The sequence below is a fragment of the Streptomyces sp. NPDC059248 genome, assembly GCF_042753905.1.
GTDB lineage: Bacteria > Actinomycetota > Actinomycetes > Streptomycetales > Streptomycetaceae > Streptomyces.
Map to the genome: position 1 here is coordinate 1 of NZ_JBHYZV010000032.1, position 17,029 is coordinate 17,029.

General features: G+C 70.3%; 18 protein-coding genes. 10 read left to right on the top strand and 8 right to left on the bottom strand.

Annotated elements, in window-relative coordinates; genetic code table 11:
- Positions 1–100 precede the first annotated feature (100 nt).
- Complete coding sequence (snpA, locus tag ACFXG1_RS15995; RefSeq protein WP_384723649.1) at positions 101–796, bottom strand: snapalysin; 696 nt, start codon at positions 794–796, stop codon at positions 101–103.
- A 388-nt stretch (positions 797–1,184) separates the two neighbouring features.
- Between snpA and ACFXG1_RS16000 the strand changes: the two genes are divergently transcribed.
- Positions 1,185–2,144 (top strand): LysR family transcriptional regulator, encoded by a 960-nt coding sequence (locus ACFXG1_RS16000; RefSeq protein WP_384742983.1) that lies wholly within the window; start codon positions 1,185–1,187, stop codon positions 2,142–2,144.
- A 121-nt stretch (positions 2,145–2,265) separates the two neighbouring features.
- On the opposite strand, the gene ACFXG1_RS16005 is transcribed toward ACFXG1_RS16000, so the two are convergent.
- Positions 2,266–4,605, bottom strand: a complete 2,340-nt coding sequence (locus ACFXG1_RS16005; RefSeq protein WP_384721034.1) for an N-acetylmuramoyl-L-alanine amidase — start codon at positions 4,603–4,605, stop codon at positions 2,266–2,268.
- A 65-nt stretch (positions 4,606–4,670) separates the two neighbouring features.
- On the bottom strand, positions 4,671–5,240 hold the full coding sequence (locus ACFXG1_RS16010; protein WP_384721031.1) for an NUDIX hydrolase: 570 nt from the start codon (positions 5,238–5,240) through the stop codon (positions 4,671–4,673).
- A gap of 283 nt (positions 5,241–5,523) precedes the next feature.
- Between ACFXG1_RS16010 and ACFXG1_RS16015 the strand changes: the two genes are divergently transcribed.
- The 3 genes from ACFXG1_RS16015 to ACFXG1_RS16025 all read left to right on the top strand — a co-directional run bounded on the left by ACFXG1_RS16015 (position 5,524) and on the right by ACFXG1_RS16025 (position 8,288).
- Entirely contained in the window at positions 5,524–7,197 is a 1,674-nt protein-coding gene (locus tag ACFXG1_RS16015) for a YwqJ-related putative deaminase (RefSeq protein ID WP_384742987.1), read from the top strand.
- Between the two features lie 14 nt (positions 7,198–7,211).
- Complete coding sequence (locus ACFXG1_RS16020; protein WP_384718472.1) at positions 7,212–7,688, top strand: SUKH-3 domain-containing protein; 477 nt, start codon at positions 7,212–7,214, stop codon at positions 7,686–7,688.
- A 63-nt stretch (positions 7,689–7,751) separates the two neighbouring features.
- Complete coding sequence (locus ACFXG1_RS16025) at positions 7,752–8,288, top strand: SUKH-3 domain-containing protein (RefSeq protein WP_384718474.1); 537 nt, start codon at positions 7,752–7,754, stop codon at positions 8,286–8,288.
- Between the two features lie 247 nt (positions 8,289–8,535).
- Here ACFXG1_RS16025 and ACFXG1_RS16030 read toward each other — a convergent pair whose 3' ends face one another.
- Both ACFXG1_RS16030 and ACFXG1_RS16035 read right to left on the bottom strand, forming a co-directional pair.
- Positions 8,536–9,066: an NUDIX domain-containing protein gene (locus tag ACFXG1_RS16030; protein ID WP_384718476.1), complete on the bottom strand. Its 531-nt coding sequence runs from the start codon at positions 9,064–9,066 to the stop codon at positions 8,536–8,538.
- A 1-nt stretch (position 9,067) separates the two neighbouring features.
- Positions 9,068–10,420 (bottom strand): tetratricopeptide repeat protein, encoded by a 1,353-nt coding sequence (locus ACFXG1_RS16035; RefSeq protein WP_384718478.1) that lies wholly within the window; start codon positions 10,418–10,420, stop codon positions 9,068–9,070.
- A gap of 223 nt (positions 10,421–10,643) precedes the next feature.
- Between ACFXG1_RS16035 and ACFXG1_RS16040 the strand changes: the two genes are divergently transcribed.
- The 4 genes from ACFXG1_RS16040 to ACFXG1_RS16055 all read left to right on the top strand — a co-directional run bounded on the left by ACFXG1_RS16040 (position 10,644) and on the right by ACFXG1_RS16055 (position 13,726).
- Positions 10,644–11,393 (top strand): hypothetical protein, encoded by a 750-nt coding sequence (locus tag ACFXG1_RS16040; RefSeq protein ID WP_384718480.1) that lies wholly within the window; start codon positions 10,644–10,646, stop codon positions 11,391–11,393.
- Between the two features lie 82 nt (positions 11,394–11,475).
- On the top strand, positions 11,476–12,387 hold the full coding sequence (locus ACFXG1_RS16045) for a phosphotransferase family protein (RefSeq protein ID WP_384719295.1): 912 nt from the start codon (positions 11,476–11,478) through the stop codon (positions 12,385–12,387).
- Positions 12,362–13,084, top strand: a complete 723-nt coding sequence (locus ACFXG1_RS16050; RefSeq protein ID WP_384742993.1) for a class I SAM-dependent methyltransferase — start codon at positions 12,362–12,364, stop codon at positions 13,082–13,084. The genes ACFXG1_RS16045 and ACFXG1_RS16050 overlap by 26 nt, the downstream gene beginning before the upstream one ends.
- Positions 13,085–13,117: 33 nt before the next feature.
- Positions 13,118–13,726: an HAD domain-containing protein gene (locus tag ACFXG1_RS16055; protein ID WP_384719291.1), complete on the top strand. Its 609-nt coding sequence runs from the start codon at positions 13,118–13,120 to the stop codon at positions 13,724–13,726.
- 75 nt (positions 13,727–13,801) lie between these two features.
- Here ACFXG1_RS16055 and sodN read toward each other — a convergent pair whose 3' ends face one another.
- Positions 13,802–14,197: a superoxide dismutase, Ni gene (gene sodN / locus ACFXG1_RS16060; RefSeq protein ID WP_384719289.1), complete on the bottom strand. Its 396-nt coding sequence runs from the start codon at positions 14,195–14,197 to the stop codon at positions 13,802–13,804.
- A gap of 182 nt (positions 14,198–14,379) precedes the next feature.
- On the opposite strand from sodN, the gene sodX reads away from it, so the two are divergent.
- Positions 14,380–14,808 (top strand): nickel-type superoxide dismutase maturation protease, encoded by a 429-nt coding sequence (gene sodX, locus ACFXG1_RS16065; RefSeq protein WP_384719287.1) that lies wholly within the window; start codon positions 14,380–14,382, stop codon positions 14,806–14,808.
- Here the strand turns inward: sodX and ACFXG1_RS16070 are convergent.
- Positions 14,703–15,341 carry a CGNR zinc finger domain-containing protein gene (locus ACFXG1_RS16070; RefSeq protein WP_384719285.1) on the bottom strand — a complete coding sequence of 213 codons (639 nt, stop codon included), beginning with the start codon at positions 15,339–15,341 and terminating at the stop codon, positions 14,703–14,705. The genes sodX and ACFXG1_RS16070 overlap by 106 nt on opposite strands.
- Before the next feature lie 45 nt (positions 15,342–15,386).
- Here ACFXG1_RS16070 and ACFXG1_RS16075 point away from each other — a divergent pair, with 45 nt between their 5' ends.
- On the top strand, positions 15,387–16,208 hold the full coding sequence (locus tag ACFXG1_RS16075) for a class I SAM-dependent methyltransferase (RefSeq protein ID WP_384742998.1): 822 nt from the start codon (positions 15,387–15,389) through the stop codon (positions 16,206–16,208).
- A gap of 64 nt (positions 16,209–16,272) precedes the next feature.
- On the opposite strand, the gene ACFXG1_RS16080 is transcribed toward ACFXG1_RS16075, so the two are convergent.
- Positions 16,273–17,025 (bottom strand): amino acid ABC transporter ATP-binding protein, encoded by a 753-nt coding sequence (locus tag ACFXG1_RS16080; RefSeq protein ID WP_384719301.1) that lies wholly within the window; start codon positions 17,023–17,025, stop codon positions 16,273–16,275.
- Positions 17,026–17,029 lie beyond the last annotated feature (4 nt).

Here is a 17,029-nt window from a genome sequence, read left to right on the forward strand (position 1 = left end):
CCCGCTACGACAAGACGGCAACGATCTACCGGGCAGCCCTACACCTCGCGGCCATCCACATCTGGGCCGCGAGGTGATCGCTAAGAAACGCCCTAACGGGCTATCGGGCGCGGTTCGCCGCGGCGAAGCCGTTGGCCCACAGCTGGTTGACCCGGTTGCGCTCGGCCGAGTTCGGGATGTCGTTCTGACAGGACGGGCCGGGGCCGCCGCCGGACATCAGCTCACTGCACGGGCCGCGGTAGTTGTCCCGCAGTCCGAGGACATGGCCGGTCTCGTGGGTGGTGACACGGTTGGAGTTGTAGGTCTGGTTCTGCCGGTAGTCGAGGAAGATGAAGCCGCGGCCGTGGCCGTCGGTGCTGGCGTACGAGCCGCGCGGATCGTTGCCCTCGCGGTAGGTGAAGCTGGGGTTTGGGCCCTCCTGGAGGCGGACGTTGGCGACCGTGCCGTTCCACACCTGGGTGGAGCGGGCTATCTGGCTCCGGAAGGACGGCGCTCCGGCGGTGCCGTAGGTGACGGTCACCGCACGGGCGCCGGGGTTGGCGGCCCGCTTCTCGGCGACGGACTTCTGTACGGCCTTGAAGAACGCCTCGGTGGCACGGGCGTCCTCGCCCGAGCCCTCGTACGACGCCCAGGCCGCGCTCAGCGCCTTGGCCGTGATCGAGGTGGTGGCGGAGTCGGCCGTGGGGGAGGCGGCCGACTGAGTGGCTGTGGTGGCCGCGGTGGCGGGGGTGGCGCCGAGTGCCGCGGCGAGGCCGACGCCGAGCGCGGCGGCCAGGACGGTTCGGGGGTGACGCATGGGGGGCTCCTACTCGTCCGTTGAACGGGTTCGTACGGAGTTTCGAGGAACCACTGCTGCTTGGGATGATGCCAACCGGCGATAACGCGGTGTTATCGCCGCCCCGTTCACCCCGTTCCGCCCGGGAGGCCGCGGCGGAGGTCCTGGCCGCTCGCCGGGCGTTCACCAACCCGTCGGCGGCGGGCCGCGGCAGGGGGCGACGGGCCCGTTCACCCCAGGTTCACACAGCCGTACGCGGCGGTTCGCACCGGCCCCGGCTGTGGTCACTGTCACTGTCCGTTATGCGGGCCAAGTGGTTCCGTTTGTTGTTTTCTTTGCCGGTTTTTGCGGTGGTGCGCCGGGACTGTGCGTCTGGTGTGGCCGGGCGGAGCGGTCCTACTCTCCAGTCATGGAGCTCGAGGTGAGACACCTCCGCGCGCTGTGCGCCATCGCGGACACGGGCAGCCTGCACCAGGCCGCCCGCCGACTGGGCGTCAGCCAGCCGTCGTTGACCACGCAGTTGCGCCGTATCGAGAACTCCCTCGGAGCCGAGCTGTTCTCGCGGCAGCGCACCGGATGCAGGCCGACTCCCGTCGGCCGGGCCTTATTGAGCCGGGCCCGGCCCCTGGTGGCCGAAATGGGGGCCCTGGTGGCGGAGGCGAAGGCGGCGGTCGCCCGCGCGGCGGGCCCCCGGCTGAGGATCGGATCCACCGCCAGCCGCGCCCTGCCCGGCTGGCTCGGCCGGCTGCGCCGCCGACTGCCCGGTACGGATATCTCCCTGCATATGGACGTCTCGCCGAACGCGCTGCTGAGGATGGTCGCCGCCGGCCAGCTCGACGTCGCCTTCGTCCACGAGGTGGAGGGCTGCCCGCTGACGGTCCCGCCCGGACTCGCGGTCCGGGTCCTGGTCGAACGCGAGCCGCAGTTCGTCTCGATGGCCCGGGACCATCCGGCCGCCGCGGCCCCGGTCGTCGATCTGGCCGATCTCGCCGGGGACCGCTGGATCGTCGACCCCACGGTCGACGGCGAATGGGAGGGGGTACGCCGGGTGCTCGCCGCGGCCGGAATCGATCCCCAGCTCCTGCACGGCGACTATCACACGGCCGCCGCGCTGATCGCCGTCGGCGAGGGCGTCGCCCCCTGCCAGCCGACCTCCGACCCGCGCGGCGACATGGCCATCCGCCCGCTCCGCGGCGACCCGCTGGCGGTCCGGCTGCTGCTGGTCACGGGTCCGGGCGAACCGGAACGCGACGAGGGGGTGTACGGCGACCTGGAGAGCGCGTACCGGGACGTGGCGGAGGGCTCCGCCGCGTACCGGCAATGGCTCCGCCGGAACAAGAGCTTCCGGCCGGCGGTCCCGGCCGCCTGACCCACGCGGGCCGGGAGGACCCCGGAACGACCGTGCCCGGCCGCCGGGGTTCCGGGGCCGGGCACGGGGTAAAGACATCCTCCGAAGGAGCCTTCCGGAAGCACCTTCCGGATGACACCCGCTAACGGAGGTAGAACAGACCGTCCGTGGTGACGGTGGGCCGCTTGGCCGTTCCGGTGACGACGATCTTCACCGTGTGCTTGGCACTGCTCGCCCAGGTCTGGCTCCAGATCACATCCCGGAACTTGGTCGCCGTGGACCGCAGATCCACCGTCTTCACCAGCTTGCCGTCGACATAGATCGACGCCTGGCCCGAGGTCGCGGCGCGCGACACCACCCAGCCGGCCGAGCGGCCCGTGAAGGACCACGTCAGGGACGCGTTCTTGGTGGAGCTGCTGTACGACTTTTTGCCGAGGTAACCGGAGGACGACTTGGTCGACCAGGAACCGGTCCGTACGGCCTGGGACTCCTGGAGGATCACCGGGGTCGCGGCGACGGACGCCGCGGTGGAGTTGCCCGCCTGGTCGTAGGCGGTCAGCGACCAGGTGGTGGCCGTGCCCGGCTTGGCGGTGAGCGGCGCGCTCGTCACCGTCGGGCCGTGGACGGCGGCGGTCGGCTTGGTGAGCCGGACGTCCTTCAGCGCCCGGGCGTCGCCGGCCTTCCAGGCCAGGGTGACCGGGACGGCCGTGGCGCTCGCCGTGCCGGGACGCAGGGCGACGGACGGCCGGGTGGAGAACACCGGGGCCGTGGTGTCGGCGACGACGGTACGGGCGGCCGAGGTCACGGTCTTGCGGGAGATATGGGTGGCGCGGACCTCCACCCGGTGGGTGCCCGCGGCGAGGGTGACCCGGGCGGAGGTCGCGGTGCCCGGGGTGGACGCCGCGACCTTGCCGTTGACGAGGACCTCGTACCTGCCGATCAGCGCGGCCGGGGTCGTCGCCTTCCAGTTCACGGTGGCGGCGTTCTTGACATAGGTCGTGGCGCCGACCGTGCCACCGCCCGTCACGGAGGTGAGGGACAGTCCGGACACGGCGCCGCCCGCCAGCTCACGGATGGTCTTGAGCTGCGGGAACACATGCTTGCCCGGGCACTCGGTGGCATAGACGTCACCGTGGCCGTGGATGGTGGGGAAGGTCAGCCGGGCGCCCTGGGTCCACTTGCGGCCCGCCAGGTTGCCGCCCGCGGCGGCCGCGGTCAGAACGGAGTTCCCGGCCGGGTCCACGCCGTACTGGCCGAGCTTCCACGCGGCGACCCCGGCCGCCGCGTTCAGGGCCGGCTGCGGCGCGGGAGTCTGCATGAAGTTGCCGAGGATCGAGACGCTGGTGGTCTCGCTGTTGAAGCCGTACGCGTGGGCGCCGACCACCGGCCGGTCCATCCCGCCCTTGCGGCCCTCGAAGACATTGCCGCACTTGTCGACCAGGAAGTGGTAGCCGATGTCCTTCCAGCCGCGTCCCTTGACGTGGTACGCGTACAGGCCGCGGACGATGGCGGGCGACTGGGCGCAGGTGTAGTCGTTCGTCTCGGAGGTGTGATGGACCGTGACGGCCTTCACCCTGTCCTCCGGCAGATAGGCCGGGGCCTCCGGGCTCATCGACTCGTCCGCCTGCCAGCCCGCGCGGTCGGTGATCGGCGGGCGGGGCGCGGTCGACGGCGGGCCGGGGGTCGGGGTCGGCGCCACCGTCGGTGTCGTGGCGGACGGGGTGGTGGACGGGGTGGTGCCGGGCGTCGGGCCGGTCGGCTGCGGTACGGGCGGCTCGGTGGACGGCGTCGGTGCCGGGGTCTCGGCCGGCGCGGTGGACGCGGCGGGATCGGTGGCCGGGGTTCCGGTCCCGGCCGTGTCCCCGGCCGTGGTCCCGGCCGGGTTCCCGGCCGCGGGGGCGGTCTCCGTACCCGCCGTATCGTCCGTACCGGCCTCGGTGTCGGTGAGCGGGCGCGCGTACGCCGCGGGCTCCATGGCGGTCACGGAACCGGTGCCCGGGTCGACCATGTCGAGCCGCAGCCCGCCGGGCAGCTTGGTCACGGCGCCACCGGCCGTGGCGCGTACCTCCACGCCCCGGGACGGCCCGACCCAGACCGGATCCGTACCGCCGCGGCCCCCGGCGTCGCCCAGCAGGGCGTGGTCGCCCGCCAGCCGCCGCCAGCCGGTCCACTTACCGGACGCCGCGGACTTGGTCCGCACCTCGACGGTGCCGGTGATCCGCGCGGCCGGATCGGTCCAGGTCACACCGAGCATGCTGAACGGCTCGGTGTCCTGCCGGGGGAGCGCGGCGGAGGTGCCGTCGTCGGCGACCCGGAGGCCGGTGGCCCGTGCCTCCGTACGAGGGGGTTCCGCCTTGGCGCCGTTCTTCCCACCACCGCTGCCGCCCGGTCCGCCGGCCACCCCCTGGATCACGAGTACCCCGGCTACCCCGGCCGCCACCGCGCCGCCGCCCCACCACAACCGTCTCTTTCCCGCCCCCACGGGCCCTCCCCACGTTGAATTCCTGATGTGTAACGCAATAACTGGGGTGCAAGTTACCTGAGTGGTTACTGCGAAAAGTCGGCCGGGGGCATGCGGGCGTGCTCGGGGGTGGCCTCGTCCAGCAGCAGATAGAGCACTCCGTTGAGTGTGGGACCGCTGACGATCTCCCGGCGGTCGATCATTCCCCGCAGCTCGGACAGCGGGATCCACTCGATCCGGTCGGTCTCGTTCCGCTCGACCGGCGGCCCGGTGTACGTCGCGTCCTCACCCCGGAAGATGAAGTGCTCGGAGTCGGTGATCCCGTTCGCGGGCTGCGCGTACAGCAGCGGCTTGAGGCTCTCCACCCGCCAGCCTGTCTCCTCCTCCACCTCGCGTACCGCGGTCTGCTCCGGGGTCTCACCCGCCTCGATCAGCCCCATGGGCAGCTCCCAGCCCCAGGTATCGGTGACGAAACGATGCCGCCACATCATCAGGACCCGCCGCCGGTCGTCCACGACGGCGGCGACCGCGAGATGCCGTATCCGGACCACGTGATGGTCGAACCGGTCCCCGTCCGGCTGCTCTACGTCCACCAGCCAGAGATTCACCCAGGGATTGGCGTAGATCTGCCGCTCTCCGTGGACGGTCCACCGCATCGATTCCGACTCCCTTTCTCCGTATGTCCTGATCAGCCATGATCCGTCCGGTCGCCGGACGTTGAGCAGATCTGAGCCGATCTGAGCCGATCGTTGTGCTGATCGTTGAGCTGATCGTCCCATCGGAGCACGGGAGTTCCGGGCCGATACGCCCCGCCTTCACTCGCGGGTGACCGCTGTACGCATCACCCCTACGGGGAAGGGAATCGGTTGGCCGGTCATGGAGGACCGTGGCATTCTCGCCACGGTCCTTCCTGAGGGAAGAGCGAGAACGGGGGCGGCAATGGGTTACACGATTCCCGAGGGTGTCGACACGATGTTGGACATCGTGGGTGTGGGGTGGCCGAATGTCGATGAGGACGCTTACCGGGATATGGCGGTGGCGTTGCGGGAGTTCGCGGATGACGCGGACGACGATGCGGGGAGTGCGCATGAGCACGTTCAGCGGTTGCTGTCGACGGGGTCGAGCGAGTCGCTGAAGGCGCTGGATCTGCACTGGAAGAAGGTGCAGGGGAAGAACAGGGATCTGGCGGGTGCGGCGCGGCTGATCGCGACGGCGTTGGACCGGGTGGCGGACATCATCGTGGCGCGGAAGATCGCGGCGGTGGCGGAACTGGCCGACCTGGCGGCGACGGTGGGGATCGCGTTGGCGGCGGCGCCGTTCACGATGGGTCTGACGGCCTTGCTGGCGGGCGGGAAGATCGTCGCGACCCGGATCGCGTTCAAGACGATCATGAGGGAGATGGCGGAGGCGGCGGTCGCGGAGATCACCGCGATTCTGACGCAGCCGGCGGTGGCCGCGCTGGAGTCGATCGTGACGGATCTGGTGATCGCGACGGCGATGGATGTCGCGGGTGAGCAGGGTGGCCAGGGCGGTCTTCAGCTGAACTCGGCGGGTGGCGGGTCGGGTCCGGGTCCGGGTGGTGGTCCGAGGATCGATCACGACGCGCACGGCAGTACGGGCGGGAAGCTGGCGAATGTCCAGGTGTCGATGGAGACCCGGGCCGCGGGGAAGATCGGCAAGGCGAAGGGCGCGCACGGCCGGGCGAAGGGCAGGGATTCCCTGACGGCTGTTCTCGACACCACGATCGAGGGTGTGGTCGAGAAGCTGGTCAAGGGCCATGGCCATCTGGGCAAGCACGTCGGCAAGGACATCCCCGACGCGATCGGCCAGGGCTCCAAGGTCCACCGGGGCAAGGACCACGACGCCCGCGACAGCATCGCCAAGGGCAACAAGGTCGACGGCGCCGACCCCGGAGGCGGTCGGGGAGCGGGCGGCGGCGGTGGCGGCGGTGGCGGGGGGAACAACAACGGCGGCGGCTCCGGCGGCGGTCAGAACCCCAACGGCCGCCCGCTGAATCCGCAACCGGGCTGGCACGGCCAGAGCGCCGGAAAGATGAAGCATCATCGACGCGACGCCCTGGACGTCAACGGCCTCACGCCGGAACAGCAGCGGGCCGCGCTCGAACGGGAGACACGGCAGCTGGCGAACGAGGCGCAGAGCGCCGCCGGCGGACACACGAACACGCCGGGGAAGGACAAGCTGGACAAGGCTTGCGCGGGGGGCCTGCTGCACGAGGGCACCCTGACGGCCCATTCGAGTTCCAAGCAGAAGCACGGCCAGAAACAACTCGACAACCACCCCGAACTTCAGAAGATCCTGGACGAGGTGAAGGCCGATATGGAATCACGAGGGGACCGGCCGGGCGGAGGGCACGGAAAGTGCGCCGAGATGGCGTTGGTCTCCGACCGGCTCAAACACATCGAGCAGCGCGACGGGATCACGATCAGCACCCCGGAGGACATCCGCCGGGCCATGGACGGCTCCCTCGTCTACACTCTTCAGATCGGCGAACAGGATGACCCCACGGGGTTCAAGAACCATGGTGACTACAAGCCGCCGTGCAGATCCTGCACCCAGGTGCTTCCCCTGATCGGCGTCACGGCACATCGATAGAGCGAGAGCGACACATGCCCATCCTCAAGACCGTGGAAGAGGTCGACGCCTGGCTCACCGGTGCGGGCTGGCACCCGGGCCGGGACGTCGGTGACGCGGCCGTGGCCGAGGCCGTCGACAAGGTGGTGGGGCAGTACCGGGCCCAGGGGCTGGACATCGCACCGTCCGCCCCCGCCCTGGCCTTCATCCGGGAGTATCTGGGACTCAAGGCCCTCATCGGCACGGGCCCCGAGGAGTTCGCCGTCTTCACGCCCTGGCTCACCAACAAGGGTGACGCCGAGGAGCTGGCGGAGCTGGCGGGGAATCTCGGTACGGAGCTGTTCCCCGTCGCCCTCGACACGTACGACAGCGGTGTGGTGGTGGTCGATCCGTCCGACCGGTTCTTCTATCTGCACTGGGGCGGGAACTACTACCTCGGTACCGGGAAGTACGGCGGGATCATCGGCTGGCAGAGCAGCGACTTCGAAGACGCCGACGACTACTTCGTCTGACCGTGCCCGGCTGTCCGGGGTGGGGAGCCCGCCGCACTCCGGACCCGCCGAAGGAGGCGCACCTTGCCGAGTCGGCGCCCGCCCGAGAAGACCGGCGCCTGGCTGCGAGCCAACGGCTGGCGGCCCGGACGCGAGGAGGAGCCCGAACAGGGGGCGACCGCCGGCCGGCTGATCGAGGTCCGGGTACGCGGCTCCGCCGACCAGGGCTTTCCCCTGCTGCCCTGGGCCGAGGTACACCGCTTCGTCGCCTCCTACACCGGACTGGAGCTCCCGGTGCCCCTGGCACCCGAGCGGAGGTTCCGGGCCGATCCCACCTTCGGCTACGAAGGCGACGCCGAGCTGATCACCGAACTGGCGGAGAACCTGGGCCGCCGGCTCTTCCCCGTCGGCTGGGAGACGGCCGAGAACGGCATCGTCCTGTTGGACGACACGGGCCGCTTCTTCTATCTGCACCACACCGGCCCCTACTTCCTCGGCGCCGACGAGCCCCGGGCCCTCGCGAGCCTGATGACCGGCGATCAGGAGGACGCCGACGACTACTTCGTCCGAAACCCGCCGCGTCCGGTCCGGGCGAGAACGACGGCACCCGGGCCGCCGTAGCCGCCGTGGCGGTGGGGCGGACCGGGTGCGGTCGGCGGTGCGGGTCGGCGCGGTTGCGCGAGCGAGCGTGGGAGCCACGCTCTCCGGGCGACTGCCGGACTCACCCGTCAGCCCTTGGTCGGCGGCGTCCAGGGATCGGCCAAGGAAGGTCGCCGATTGTCATGCCATTTTTCTGATCTCCCGAAGAAATTCCGCTGATATGGAGTGAAGGGGCGCCCTGATGGTCGATCAGGCCGCAGTTGACTTTCTAATGCCAGCCTTCGAGGGAGACCTCCGGGCCTTCCGCGAGGTATCTGTGAAGTGCGCTTGAAGTAGTGCCGACGAAATTGTCGGGTACTGCGTCGGCATCGGTCCAGCGGACCTGGGAGTGCTTGCGGGGTTCGCGGTTCTCGGGTTCGCCGGTCCATTCGTGGGCGGCGAATACGACGGTGAGGAAGCCATGGGGGGCTTCGACGCCCCAGGCGCCGTGGATGATGTGGGCGACCTTGAGGGACTCGGGCTTCACCGTGAGGCCGGTCTCCTCGTAGAGCTCGCGGACCGCGGTTTCGGTGATGGGTTCGCCCGGCTCGCTTTTGCCGACGGGGAGGTCCCACATGCCCTGGGCGAACTTGGCGTTCTCGCTGCGCTGGAGGAGGACGACGCGGTTGGTGGCCCTGTCGTGGACGATGACTGCGGCGACCAGCAGGGTCATGGATTCGAGCGCAGGATTCAGGGCCTTCGGCTGATCGTCGCTCCGCTGGATCACTGGGTTCCCTTCGTCGGACGGGTTGTCGGGCATGTTAGGCGAGCGCTTCGCGGGCGCGGCGGGCGAGATCGGCGGCGCCGGGGACGCGGCGGCGCTGGTAGACCGCGAGGGTGGAGCGGATCGAGGTGATCGCCTTGCGGGTGCGGTCGGAGGTCATGCCCTCCATGAGGACCAGGGCCTGGGCCCAGGCTGCGACGGCCTCATCGGCGCGGGCCTGGGCGGCGAGGCTGTCGCCGAGGTCGGCATGGGTGAGGGCGTGCACGCGCTTGTACTTCACGGGATCCCAGCGGGTGAGGGCGTCGCGGTGCTGTCGTTCGGTGCCGATGTGGTCGGCGAGATCGGTCAAGGTGCGGGCGGTGTGACTGGCCACGGTGCCCGCGGCGGGGCCGCTTACGCGGGAGTAGCTGGGCTGAGGGCCGGCGTCGCGGAGAAGGGCGTCTTCGGCAGCGAGCAGGGCCCGCGCGGCCAAGGGGTGCTCGTCGACGGCCGCGTAGGCGCGGGCGTGGGTGATGTGCAGGAGAGCCTCGGTCCGGCCGTCGACGTGGCCGAGACCTGTGCGCAGGGCACCTTCGACGAGGTCGACGCAGTGGCGTGGCTGCTTGAGGCTGAGGGCCTGGTGGGCGAGGGTGCGCATCATCCAGGCGGCGTGGCCGTGGGGGTCGGCTTCGCAGGCGAGTTGATATCCGACCTGGTAGTAGCGCTGGGCGGCGCCTTCGTGGCCGAGGTCGTGGTGCTTCCACCCTGCGAGGTAGGTGAGTTCGGCGACGGCGCCGAAGGCGGCCCGGCGTAAGGCTTCGCCGGGGAAGCGTCCGCGGAGCATGGGGGCGGCGGTATCGGCCAGGTAGGCGGTGACAGTTGTCAGACCGTGCCCGCCGCCGAGGCGCTCGTCGGCGGCGCTGAAAGCCGCAGTGATCTGGCGCACGACGTCCACGTCCTCCGCGCCGACCAGGGACGTGCCGGTGCGGGCGCGGAGCATGCGGGCGGTGGCTTCGTGGTCGTAGCCGATCGGCATGGCGACACCGACGCTGGTGAAGGCCGCGATGGCGAGGAAACGGCGGCGTTCGACGTCGGCCCGGCCCAGTTCGGTCACTGTGACGACGGGATCGGGGTCGGCAGGTATGGCAACGTCGGGATCGCGCAGGCCGATTTCGGTGAGCGTGACGGTCCGACCCGACCTGCGAGAAAGGGCCTCAACGAGGTAGTGGCCCGTCCGGCCCGTCGGTCGTGTGCCGTTGACCCAGTGGGAGACCGCCGACTTGTTGGTGTGAAGGATCTCGCCGTTCTCCGCAGCGATCCGGCGCAGGTCCCTGGCCAGAGCGTCGTACGTGCAGCCGATCCCTTCGATGACCTCACGCAGGGGGATGTTGGGTTTGCCGAGTGCCGCCATGACCTCCTCCGTTCCGAGGCTGTATACCGCGTATACGGGTTGGCCTCGTCCCCACCGTACCCACTCTGTGTGATGACGGTTTCACTTAATGACAGCCGTCCGGAGCGTCCGACCGCGACCCGGGCTCTCCTCGGGATTCCGGGCGGCCTTCAAAGTTCTGTAAGCCCACTCCGGGTTTGGGCATCCCTTTGCCGTGACCCGGCCGATCAGAGACGGAGACATGGTGACCAGCATTGACACCACGGCCATCACGGTCGAGCTGCCGGAAGCGTTCGATCAGCGCTGGAGCCGCTTGCCGGGCATCCGAACCGAGGGCCGGCGCATCTCGATCGACCCGGCCGAGTACTTCTTCCGCTTCGAGTCGAGCACGTGGCTCGTTGTCGACTGGGAGCTGGTCAAGGCCCAGCTCCTGAACGTGGACGAGACGACCGAGAGCGCGGTCGAGCAGCTCGCGCTCGACTTCGTCAGGAACCACGGTGAGTCCACCTCCCATGCGGCCCGGGTCCTGGCCACCGCGTACGAGGTGTACTCGTATCTGTTCCGCGACGAGAACCTCGACGGGCTCGGGCTGCCACAGATCACCGCCGATCACCTGCGGATGCTCCGCGAGGCGGCCACGCTCATGGCGCTCAACAAGGTCGAGTTGGACGGGCACATCTCCAACGTCGGCCCGTGCTGGTTCTTTCCCGCCGCCACCTCCGTCGTCTTCGATCTGGACGACGAGATGGGCGGGATGCTCGACGAGGTGTACCACGGCGGATGGTTCAACGAGCACCGCCGCATCGAGTCCATCAAGGCCCATGCCGCGCTCGGCGGGCGTCTGGTGCACGGCTGCCAGTCAGTGCCGGACCAGTCCGGCGGCGTCGTCGCCCCCTACGGTGCCTCGATGACGAACTTCCGCGACGACCTCGCCGCGTTCAAGGCGGACTGGATCAAGCAGGTCTACGCCTATCGCGTGACCTCCGTCGCGTAGCCCACCACCCGATCGGGCTCCGGGGCGGGCCGACGCCGTCCTGCCCGCCCCGGACGCCACCACCCCTCCCCGGAGGCCTCACATGATCACGAACCCCGGCACCGAACTCCTCGACAACCTGCTCACCGCGACCGGCCGGATCACTGCCGTACGGGAGGAGGTGCGCGTGTGGTCCATGTCCGGCGTCGAGCGCGTGACCTTCCCAGACGGCAGCACGGCCGTCTTCAAGTACGCCAAGAAGCCGTTCGACCGCGAAGACCGAGCCCTTCGCCTGGCTCGCGCCCTCGGCGTACCCGTCCCCCAGGTCCACGCCTCCGCCGTCCTGGACGGCTGGCTCGGCATGCTCATGGAGGACCTCGGACCCTCCGTCCGCGAGGCCGACGATCTCGACGGCGTCGCCGCGGCCGTGGTCCTGCACGGCACCCGTACGGCTCACGCCTTGCCGGTCCTCGACCAGGAGCGGCTGCGGACGCTGCCGACCCGGGCGCTGGAGCATCTCGAACGGCTGCGCAAGGTCGACCGGTGGCAGGACGCCGACGACGTCGAGGACGCGCTCGACCGTATCGCCCGGGCCGCCGATGCTCGCTCGACCGGGGCGACGACGGCGCCCTTCGGGTGGGTGCACTCCGAGTTCCACCCCACCAGCCTCCACATCGGCGAGCTCGGCTGGCGGCTGCTCGACTTCGCCCGCGCCTTCACAGGCCCCGGCCTGCTCGATCTCGCCGGCTGGCACGGCACCATCGAGCCTCCGCACCCCGTGCGCCTGCGCGTGTTCCTGGAGCAGTACGTCACCGCCGGCGGTACCCCCGACGCCCTCGCCCCGCGTGGCGGGCTCACCGCCGAGAACTGGGCGCTCGGCTGGCACCGCATGTGGGCCGTCGAATGGTTCATGGAGCAGGCCATCCGATGGATCGACGACCCGGCCACCGACCCCGCCTATCTCAAGGCGGTCCGCCGCCATCTGGCCGATGTCCTTCGACTGCAGGAGATCTGACGTGCTTGCCGCCCAGGCGTCCCCGTGGCACACCCACGCCCTCCAGCGCATCGCGGCCGGGCCCGCCGAACCCCTGACCCCACCCGTCCAGATGGCATGGACCACGCGACCCGGCCAAGGGCCGGGAGCCGAGATCCTCGGCCCCGATCTGCGCGGCGAGCACCTCTTGGAACTCGGCTGCGGCCCCGGCCACAACGCCGCCCACCTCGCCAACCGCCAGGGTGCTCACGTCACAGGCGTCGACCTGGTCGGCCTCCAGGTCCGCCGTGCCCGCTTCCACTACGCACGGCTGAACCGCCTCGGCTTCGTCGCCGACCACGCCCTGCACTACCTGTATGCCTCCGACGAGCAGTTCGACGCGATCTACTCCGTCTTCGGCGCCGTAGGGATCGTCGCTCCCGAGCTCCTGCTGCCGGCCATTGCCCAACACCTCATGCCCGGCCGAGTGCTCGCCTTCTCCGTTCCGCACCCGCAGCGCGAGGGTCACAGCCCTTCCGGCGACGATCGGCCCCGCCGCGACTTCGTCGCCCTCCCCGACCGCACCCGGCTCCCCATCGCCCGCTGGGAGTTCGGCACCGACCGCTGGGACAAGCACCTCAGCCGGGCCGGCTTCCGGCTCACCTCGGTTCAGGAGTTCCACGACTCCCGCACGGGCCGCCGGCCTACCACCCTGCTGATCCGCGCTCGCAAGCTCTGACCGGTCATTCGCCCGGCTTCCTGGGAGGAACCGATGCGCCCGCCCTACCTGCTCCTCGACATCGACGGAGTCCTCATCCCCTTCCCCGACGCGGACGGCTCGACCCCGGCTACCCATGCCCGCCACGATGTCGTCCCTACCGGCCGGAGTGCCGACGACCCGGTCACCGTCTGGCTCGACCCCGACCACGGTCTCGCGCTCATGGACGTGATCGGTACGGGTCTTGTCACGCCGGTCTGGTGCACCAGCTGGCGACAGGACGCCACCACCCTGATCGGCCCCCTCCTCGGTCTCCCGCCGCTGCCACACGTCGACCTGCCGCGTCCCCGGATCACCACCAGCCACCCCAACGGCTACCTCTGGAAGCGCGACCACGTCGACGCCTGGCTGGGCAACGCCCCCGCCGTCTGGATCGACGACGACTTCACCGGCCTCGACCACGCCTGGGCGGCGGAGCGCACCACCCGTGGCGCGGCAACCTTGCTGATCCAGCCCGACCCCCGTGTCGGGCTTCAGGTCGAGCACTTGACCGAGGCTCGGACGTGGATGGAGGAACTGCCCGGGCCCGCGAGGGGCGGAAGCCCGCCGAGCGGGTTCAGCTCGTCCTCGGACACACGAACGACGGCACCCGGGCCGCCGTAGCCGCCGTGGCGGTGGGGCGGACCGGGTGCGGTCGGCGGTGCGGGTCGGCGCGGGGGCCGGCCGTGGGGAAGAAGGTCAGGCCTTCTTCGTCTCCCAGAAGATCTTGTCGACCTCGGCAATGAGGTCCAGCGCCTTCTGGCCCGTCGCCGGGTCGGTGGACGCCTTCGCGGCCGAGAGGGCCTTGAGGGTGTCGTTCACCAGCTGGTGCAGCTCCGGGTACTTCTCGAAGTGCGGCGGCTTGAAGTAGTCGCTCCAGAGCACCGAGATGTGGTGCTTCGCGAGCTCGGCGCGCTGCTCCTTGATGACGGTGGCGCGGGCGCGGAAGTGGGGGTCCTCGTTGGCCTGGTACTTCTCCTGGACGGCCTTGACCGACTCGGCCTCGATACGGGCCTGGGCCGGGTCGTAGACACCGCAGGGGAGGTCGCAGTGGGCGCTGACCTTCACCTTGGGTGCGAACAGGCGGGAGAGCATGGAGCTGTCCTTCCTCGTGATCGTCTTCTCAAGAGGGGACATTACTCCGTGGGGGAGCGCTTTTCGCCGGTGCCCCTGGGGCTTACGACAAAAGTCCCGGGCCATCATGGGACCCCCGGCGGAACGTACCGTGGGGTGTGCCGGGGAAGCGCCGGACAGGAGCTGGGACGCGGAGGTGGCGGATGAGTGAGCCGGGGCGGGCGACACCGGCGCCGTTCGGGCTGGCCGAGGTGGCGGGGCCTTCGATGTATCCGACGCTGCGCCACGGGGACCGGCTGCTGGTGCACTACGGCGCGCCGGTGCGGCCGGGGGACGTCGCCGTACTGCGCCATCCCCTCCAGCAGGACCTGCTGATCGTGAAGCGGCTGGTGGAGCGGCGGGACGACGGCTGGTGGGTGCTCGGGGACAATCCGGGCGCCGAGGGCGACAGCCGGGTCTTCGGTACGGTGCCGTACGACCTGCTGCTCGGCCGGGTCCGGGCGCGGTACCGCCCGCCGGAGCCGGGTCAGCGCTCGCCGCGGGCGGCGGTCGGCTGGCTGCTCTCCGCGCTCCGCCCGGTCCGCTCGGTGCGTTCGGACCGTTCGGTCTCCAGGCGTTTGCGGGCCCGGTAGGCGGCCACGTTGGCGCGGGTCGCGCACCGGTCCGAGCAGTAGCGGCGGGAGCGGTTGGTCGAGGTGTCGAGATAGGCGTTGCGGCAGGGTGCCGCCTGGCAGATGCCGAGCCGGTCGACGCCGTACTCCGTCAGATGGATCGCCAGGCCCATCGAGGCGATCGCGGCGTATCCGGCCGTGGCGTTCGAGGGATGCTCGGCCAGATGCATATGCCAGTCGGGCCTGCCGTCGGCGTCGCGCTGATCGTGTCCCGAGATCTGCGGGCTGACCGGGAACTCCAGCAGCAGGGAGTTGAGGAGGTCGACGGCGCGGACCTCGTCGCCCTCGTCGGCCGCGGTGAAGACCGCCCGCAGCCGTCCCCGTACCGCACGGAACCGGGTCACGTCCGCGTCCCCGGCCCTGCGCGCGGCCTGGGAGTCCGGGCCGAACAGCTCCCGGATCGCCTCCACCGAGACGAGGGCGTCCTTGCCGCGTACGGGCTCCTCGGTGTTGACCAGACGTACGGCAGCTTCCGCGTAATAGGCCAGTTCCACTTGTAGTCCTTACCGGGTCGGTCTAGGGTCGGGGCGGGGGACGTAATGGGCGTTTCTCGTATCAGGGTATTACGGGTGTGTTCTGGAGGGAGAGCTTCCGTGTCGGAGACCGAAACGGGGCAGGTGACGGACTGGGCGGCCTGGCAGCAGAGCTGGGACCGCCAGCAGGAGTGGTACATGCCCGACCGCGAGGAGCGGTTCCGGGTGATGCTCGACATGGTCGAGGCCACGGTCGGCACCGAGCCGCGGGTGCTGGATCTCGCGTGCGGTACGGGAAGTATTACGGACCGGCTGCTGCGACGGTTCCCCGGCGCGACGAGTACCGGAGTCGATCTGGACCCCGCCCTGCTGGCCATCGCCCGCGGCACCTTCCACGGCGACGACCGGGTCGAGCTGGTCACCGCCGATCTGACCGACCCCGGCTGGACCGCGGCGCTGCCCCATGGCACCTACGACGCCGTCCTCACCGCGACCGCGCTCCACTGGCTGCGCTCCGGCCCCCTCGCCACCCTCTACGGACAGCTCGCCGGGCTCGTACGGGACGGCGGTGTGCTGATGAACGCCGACCGGATGATCGACCGCACGACCCCCCGGATCAACGCCGCCGAGCGCGCCCGCCGGCACGCCGCGATGGACCGGGCGAAGGGCGCCGGAGCCCTGGACTGGGCCGAGTGGTGGGCCGTCGCCGCCCAGGACCCCGTACTCGCCGGACCCACCGCCCACCGGTTCGAGATCTACGGGGAGCACGCCGACGGCGAGACCCCGTCCGCGGGCTGGCACGCCGAGACCCTGCTGGCCGCCGGGTTCGGCGAGGCCAGGACGGTGTGGTCCTCGCCGTCGGACGGACTCGTCCTGGCGATCAGATAGCCGGGGCGGAAACGACGGCGGGGGCGGTACGGAGAGTTCCGTACCGCCCCCGCCGTACACCGGGTCAGAGGACCTTCGACAGGAACGACTTGGTCCGCTCGTGCCGGGGGTCCGTCAGCACATCCCGGGGATGGCCGGATTCGACCACCTTCCCGTCGTCCATGAAGACCAGCGCGTCGCCCACCTCGCGGGCGAAGCCCATCTCATGGGTGACCACGATCATCGTCATCCCGTCCTGGGCGAGATCGCGCATCACGTCCAGCACATCGCCCACCAGCTCGGGGTCGAGGGCGGACGTCGGCTCGTCGAAGAGCATCAGCTTGGGCTCCATGGCCAGCGCCCTGGCGATCGCCACCCGCTGCTGCTGGCCGCCGGAGAGCTGCGCCGGATAGTGCTCGGCGCGGTCGGCGAGGCCGACCCGGTCCAGCAGCCGCAGGGCCCGCTCCCGGGCCACGATCCGGGACTCGCCCTTGACCTGCATCGGCGCTTCCATGATGTTCTCCACCGCCCGCATATGCGGGAAGAGGTTGAACCGCTGGAAGACCATGCCGATGTCGCGCCGCTTCAGGGCGACCTCGTTGTCCCGGAGTTCGTACAGTTTGTCGCCCTTCTGGCGATAGCCGACCAGCTCGCCGTCGACGTGCAGCCGCCCGGCGTTGATCTTCTCCAGATGGTTGATGCACCGCAGGAAGGTCGACTTGCCGGAACCGGAGGGTCCGATCAGACAGAAGACCTCCCGGGGAGCCACCTCCAGATCGATGCCCTTGAGGATATGGGCGGCGCCGAAGGACTTGTGGACGCCCTCGGCCTTCACCATGGCG

Coding starts and splice junctions, on each gene's coding strand:
- snpA (WP_384723649.1), bottom strand. CDS start 796: ATGCGTCACCCCCGAACCGTCCTGGCCGCCGCGCTCGGCGTCGGCCTC.
- ACFXG1_RS16000 (WP_384742983.1), top strand. CDS start 1,185: ATGGAGCTCGAGGTGAGACACCTCCGCGCGCTGTGCGCCATCGCGGAC.
- ACFXG1_RS16010 (WP_384721031.1), bottom strand. CDS start 5,240: ATGCGGTGGACCGTCCACGGAGAGCGGCAGATCTACGCCAATCCCTGG.
- ACFXG1_RS16015 (WP_384742987.1), top strand. CDS start 5,524: ATGGGTTACACGATTCCCGAGGGTGTCGACACGATGTTGGACATCGTG.
- ACFXG1_RS16020 (WP_384718472.1), top strand. CDS start 7,212: ATGCCCATCCTCAAGACCGTGGAAGAGGTCGACGCCTGGCTCACCGGT.
- ACFXG1_RS16030 (WP_384718476.1), bottom strand. CDS start 9,066: ATGCCCGACAACCCGTCCGACGAAGGGAACCCAGTGATCCAGCGGAGC.
- ACFXG1_RS16035 (WP_384718478.1), bottom strand. CDS start 10,420: ATGGCGGCACTCGGCAAACCCAACATCCCCCTGCGTGAGGTCATCGAA.
- ACFXG1_RS16045 (WP_384719295.1), top strand. CDS start 11,476: ATGATCACGAACCCCGGCACCGAACTCCTCGACAACCTGCTCACCGCG.
- ACFXG1_RS16050 (WP_384742993.1), top strand. CDS start 12,362: ATGTCCTTCGACTGCAGGAGATCTGACGTGCTTGCCGCCCAGGCGTCC.
- ACFXG1_RS16055 (WP_384719291.1), top strand. CDS start 13,118: ATGCGCCCGCCCTACCTGCTCCTCGACATCGACGGAGTCCTCATCCCC.
- sodN (WP_384719289.1), bottom strand. CDS start 14,197: ATGCTCTCCCGCCTGTTCGCACCCAAGGTGAAGGTCAGCGCCCACTGC.
- sodX (WP_384719287.1), top strand. CDS start 14,380: ATGAGTGAGCCGGGGCGGGCGACACCGGCGCCGTTCGGGCTGGCCGAG.
- ACFXG1_RS16075 (WP_384742998.1), top strand. CDS start 15,387: ATGGGCGTTTCTCGTATCAGGGTATTACGGGTGTGTTCTGGAGGGAGA.
- ACFXG1_RS16080 (WP_384719301.1), bottom strand. CDS start 17,025: ATGGTGAAGGCCGAGGGCGTCCACAAGTCCTTCGGCGCCGCCCATATC.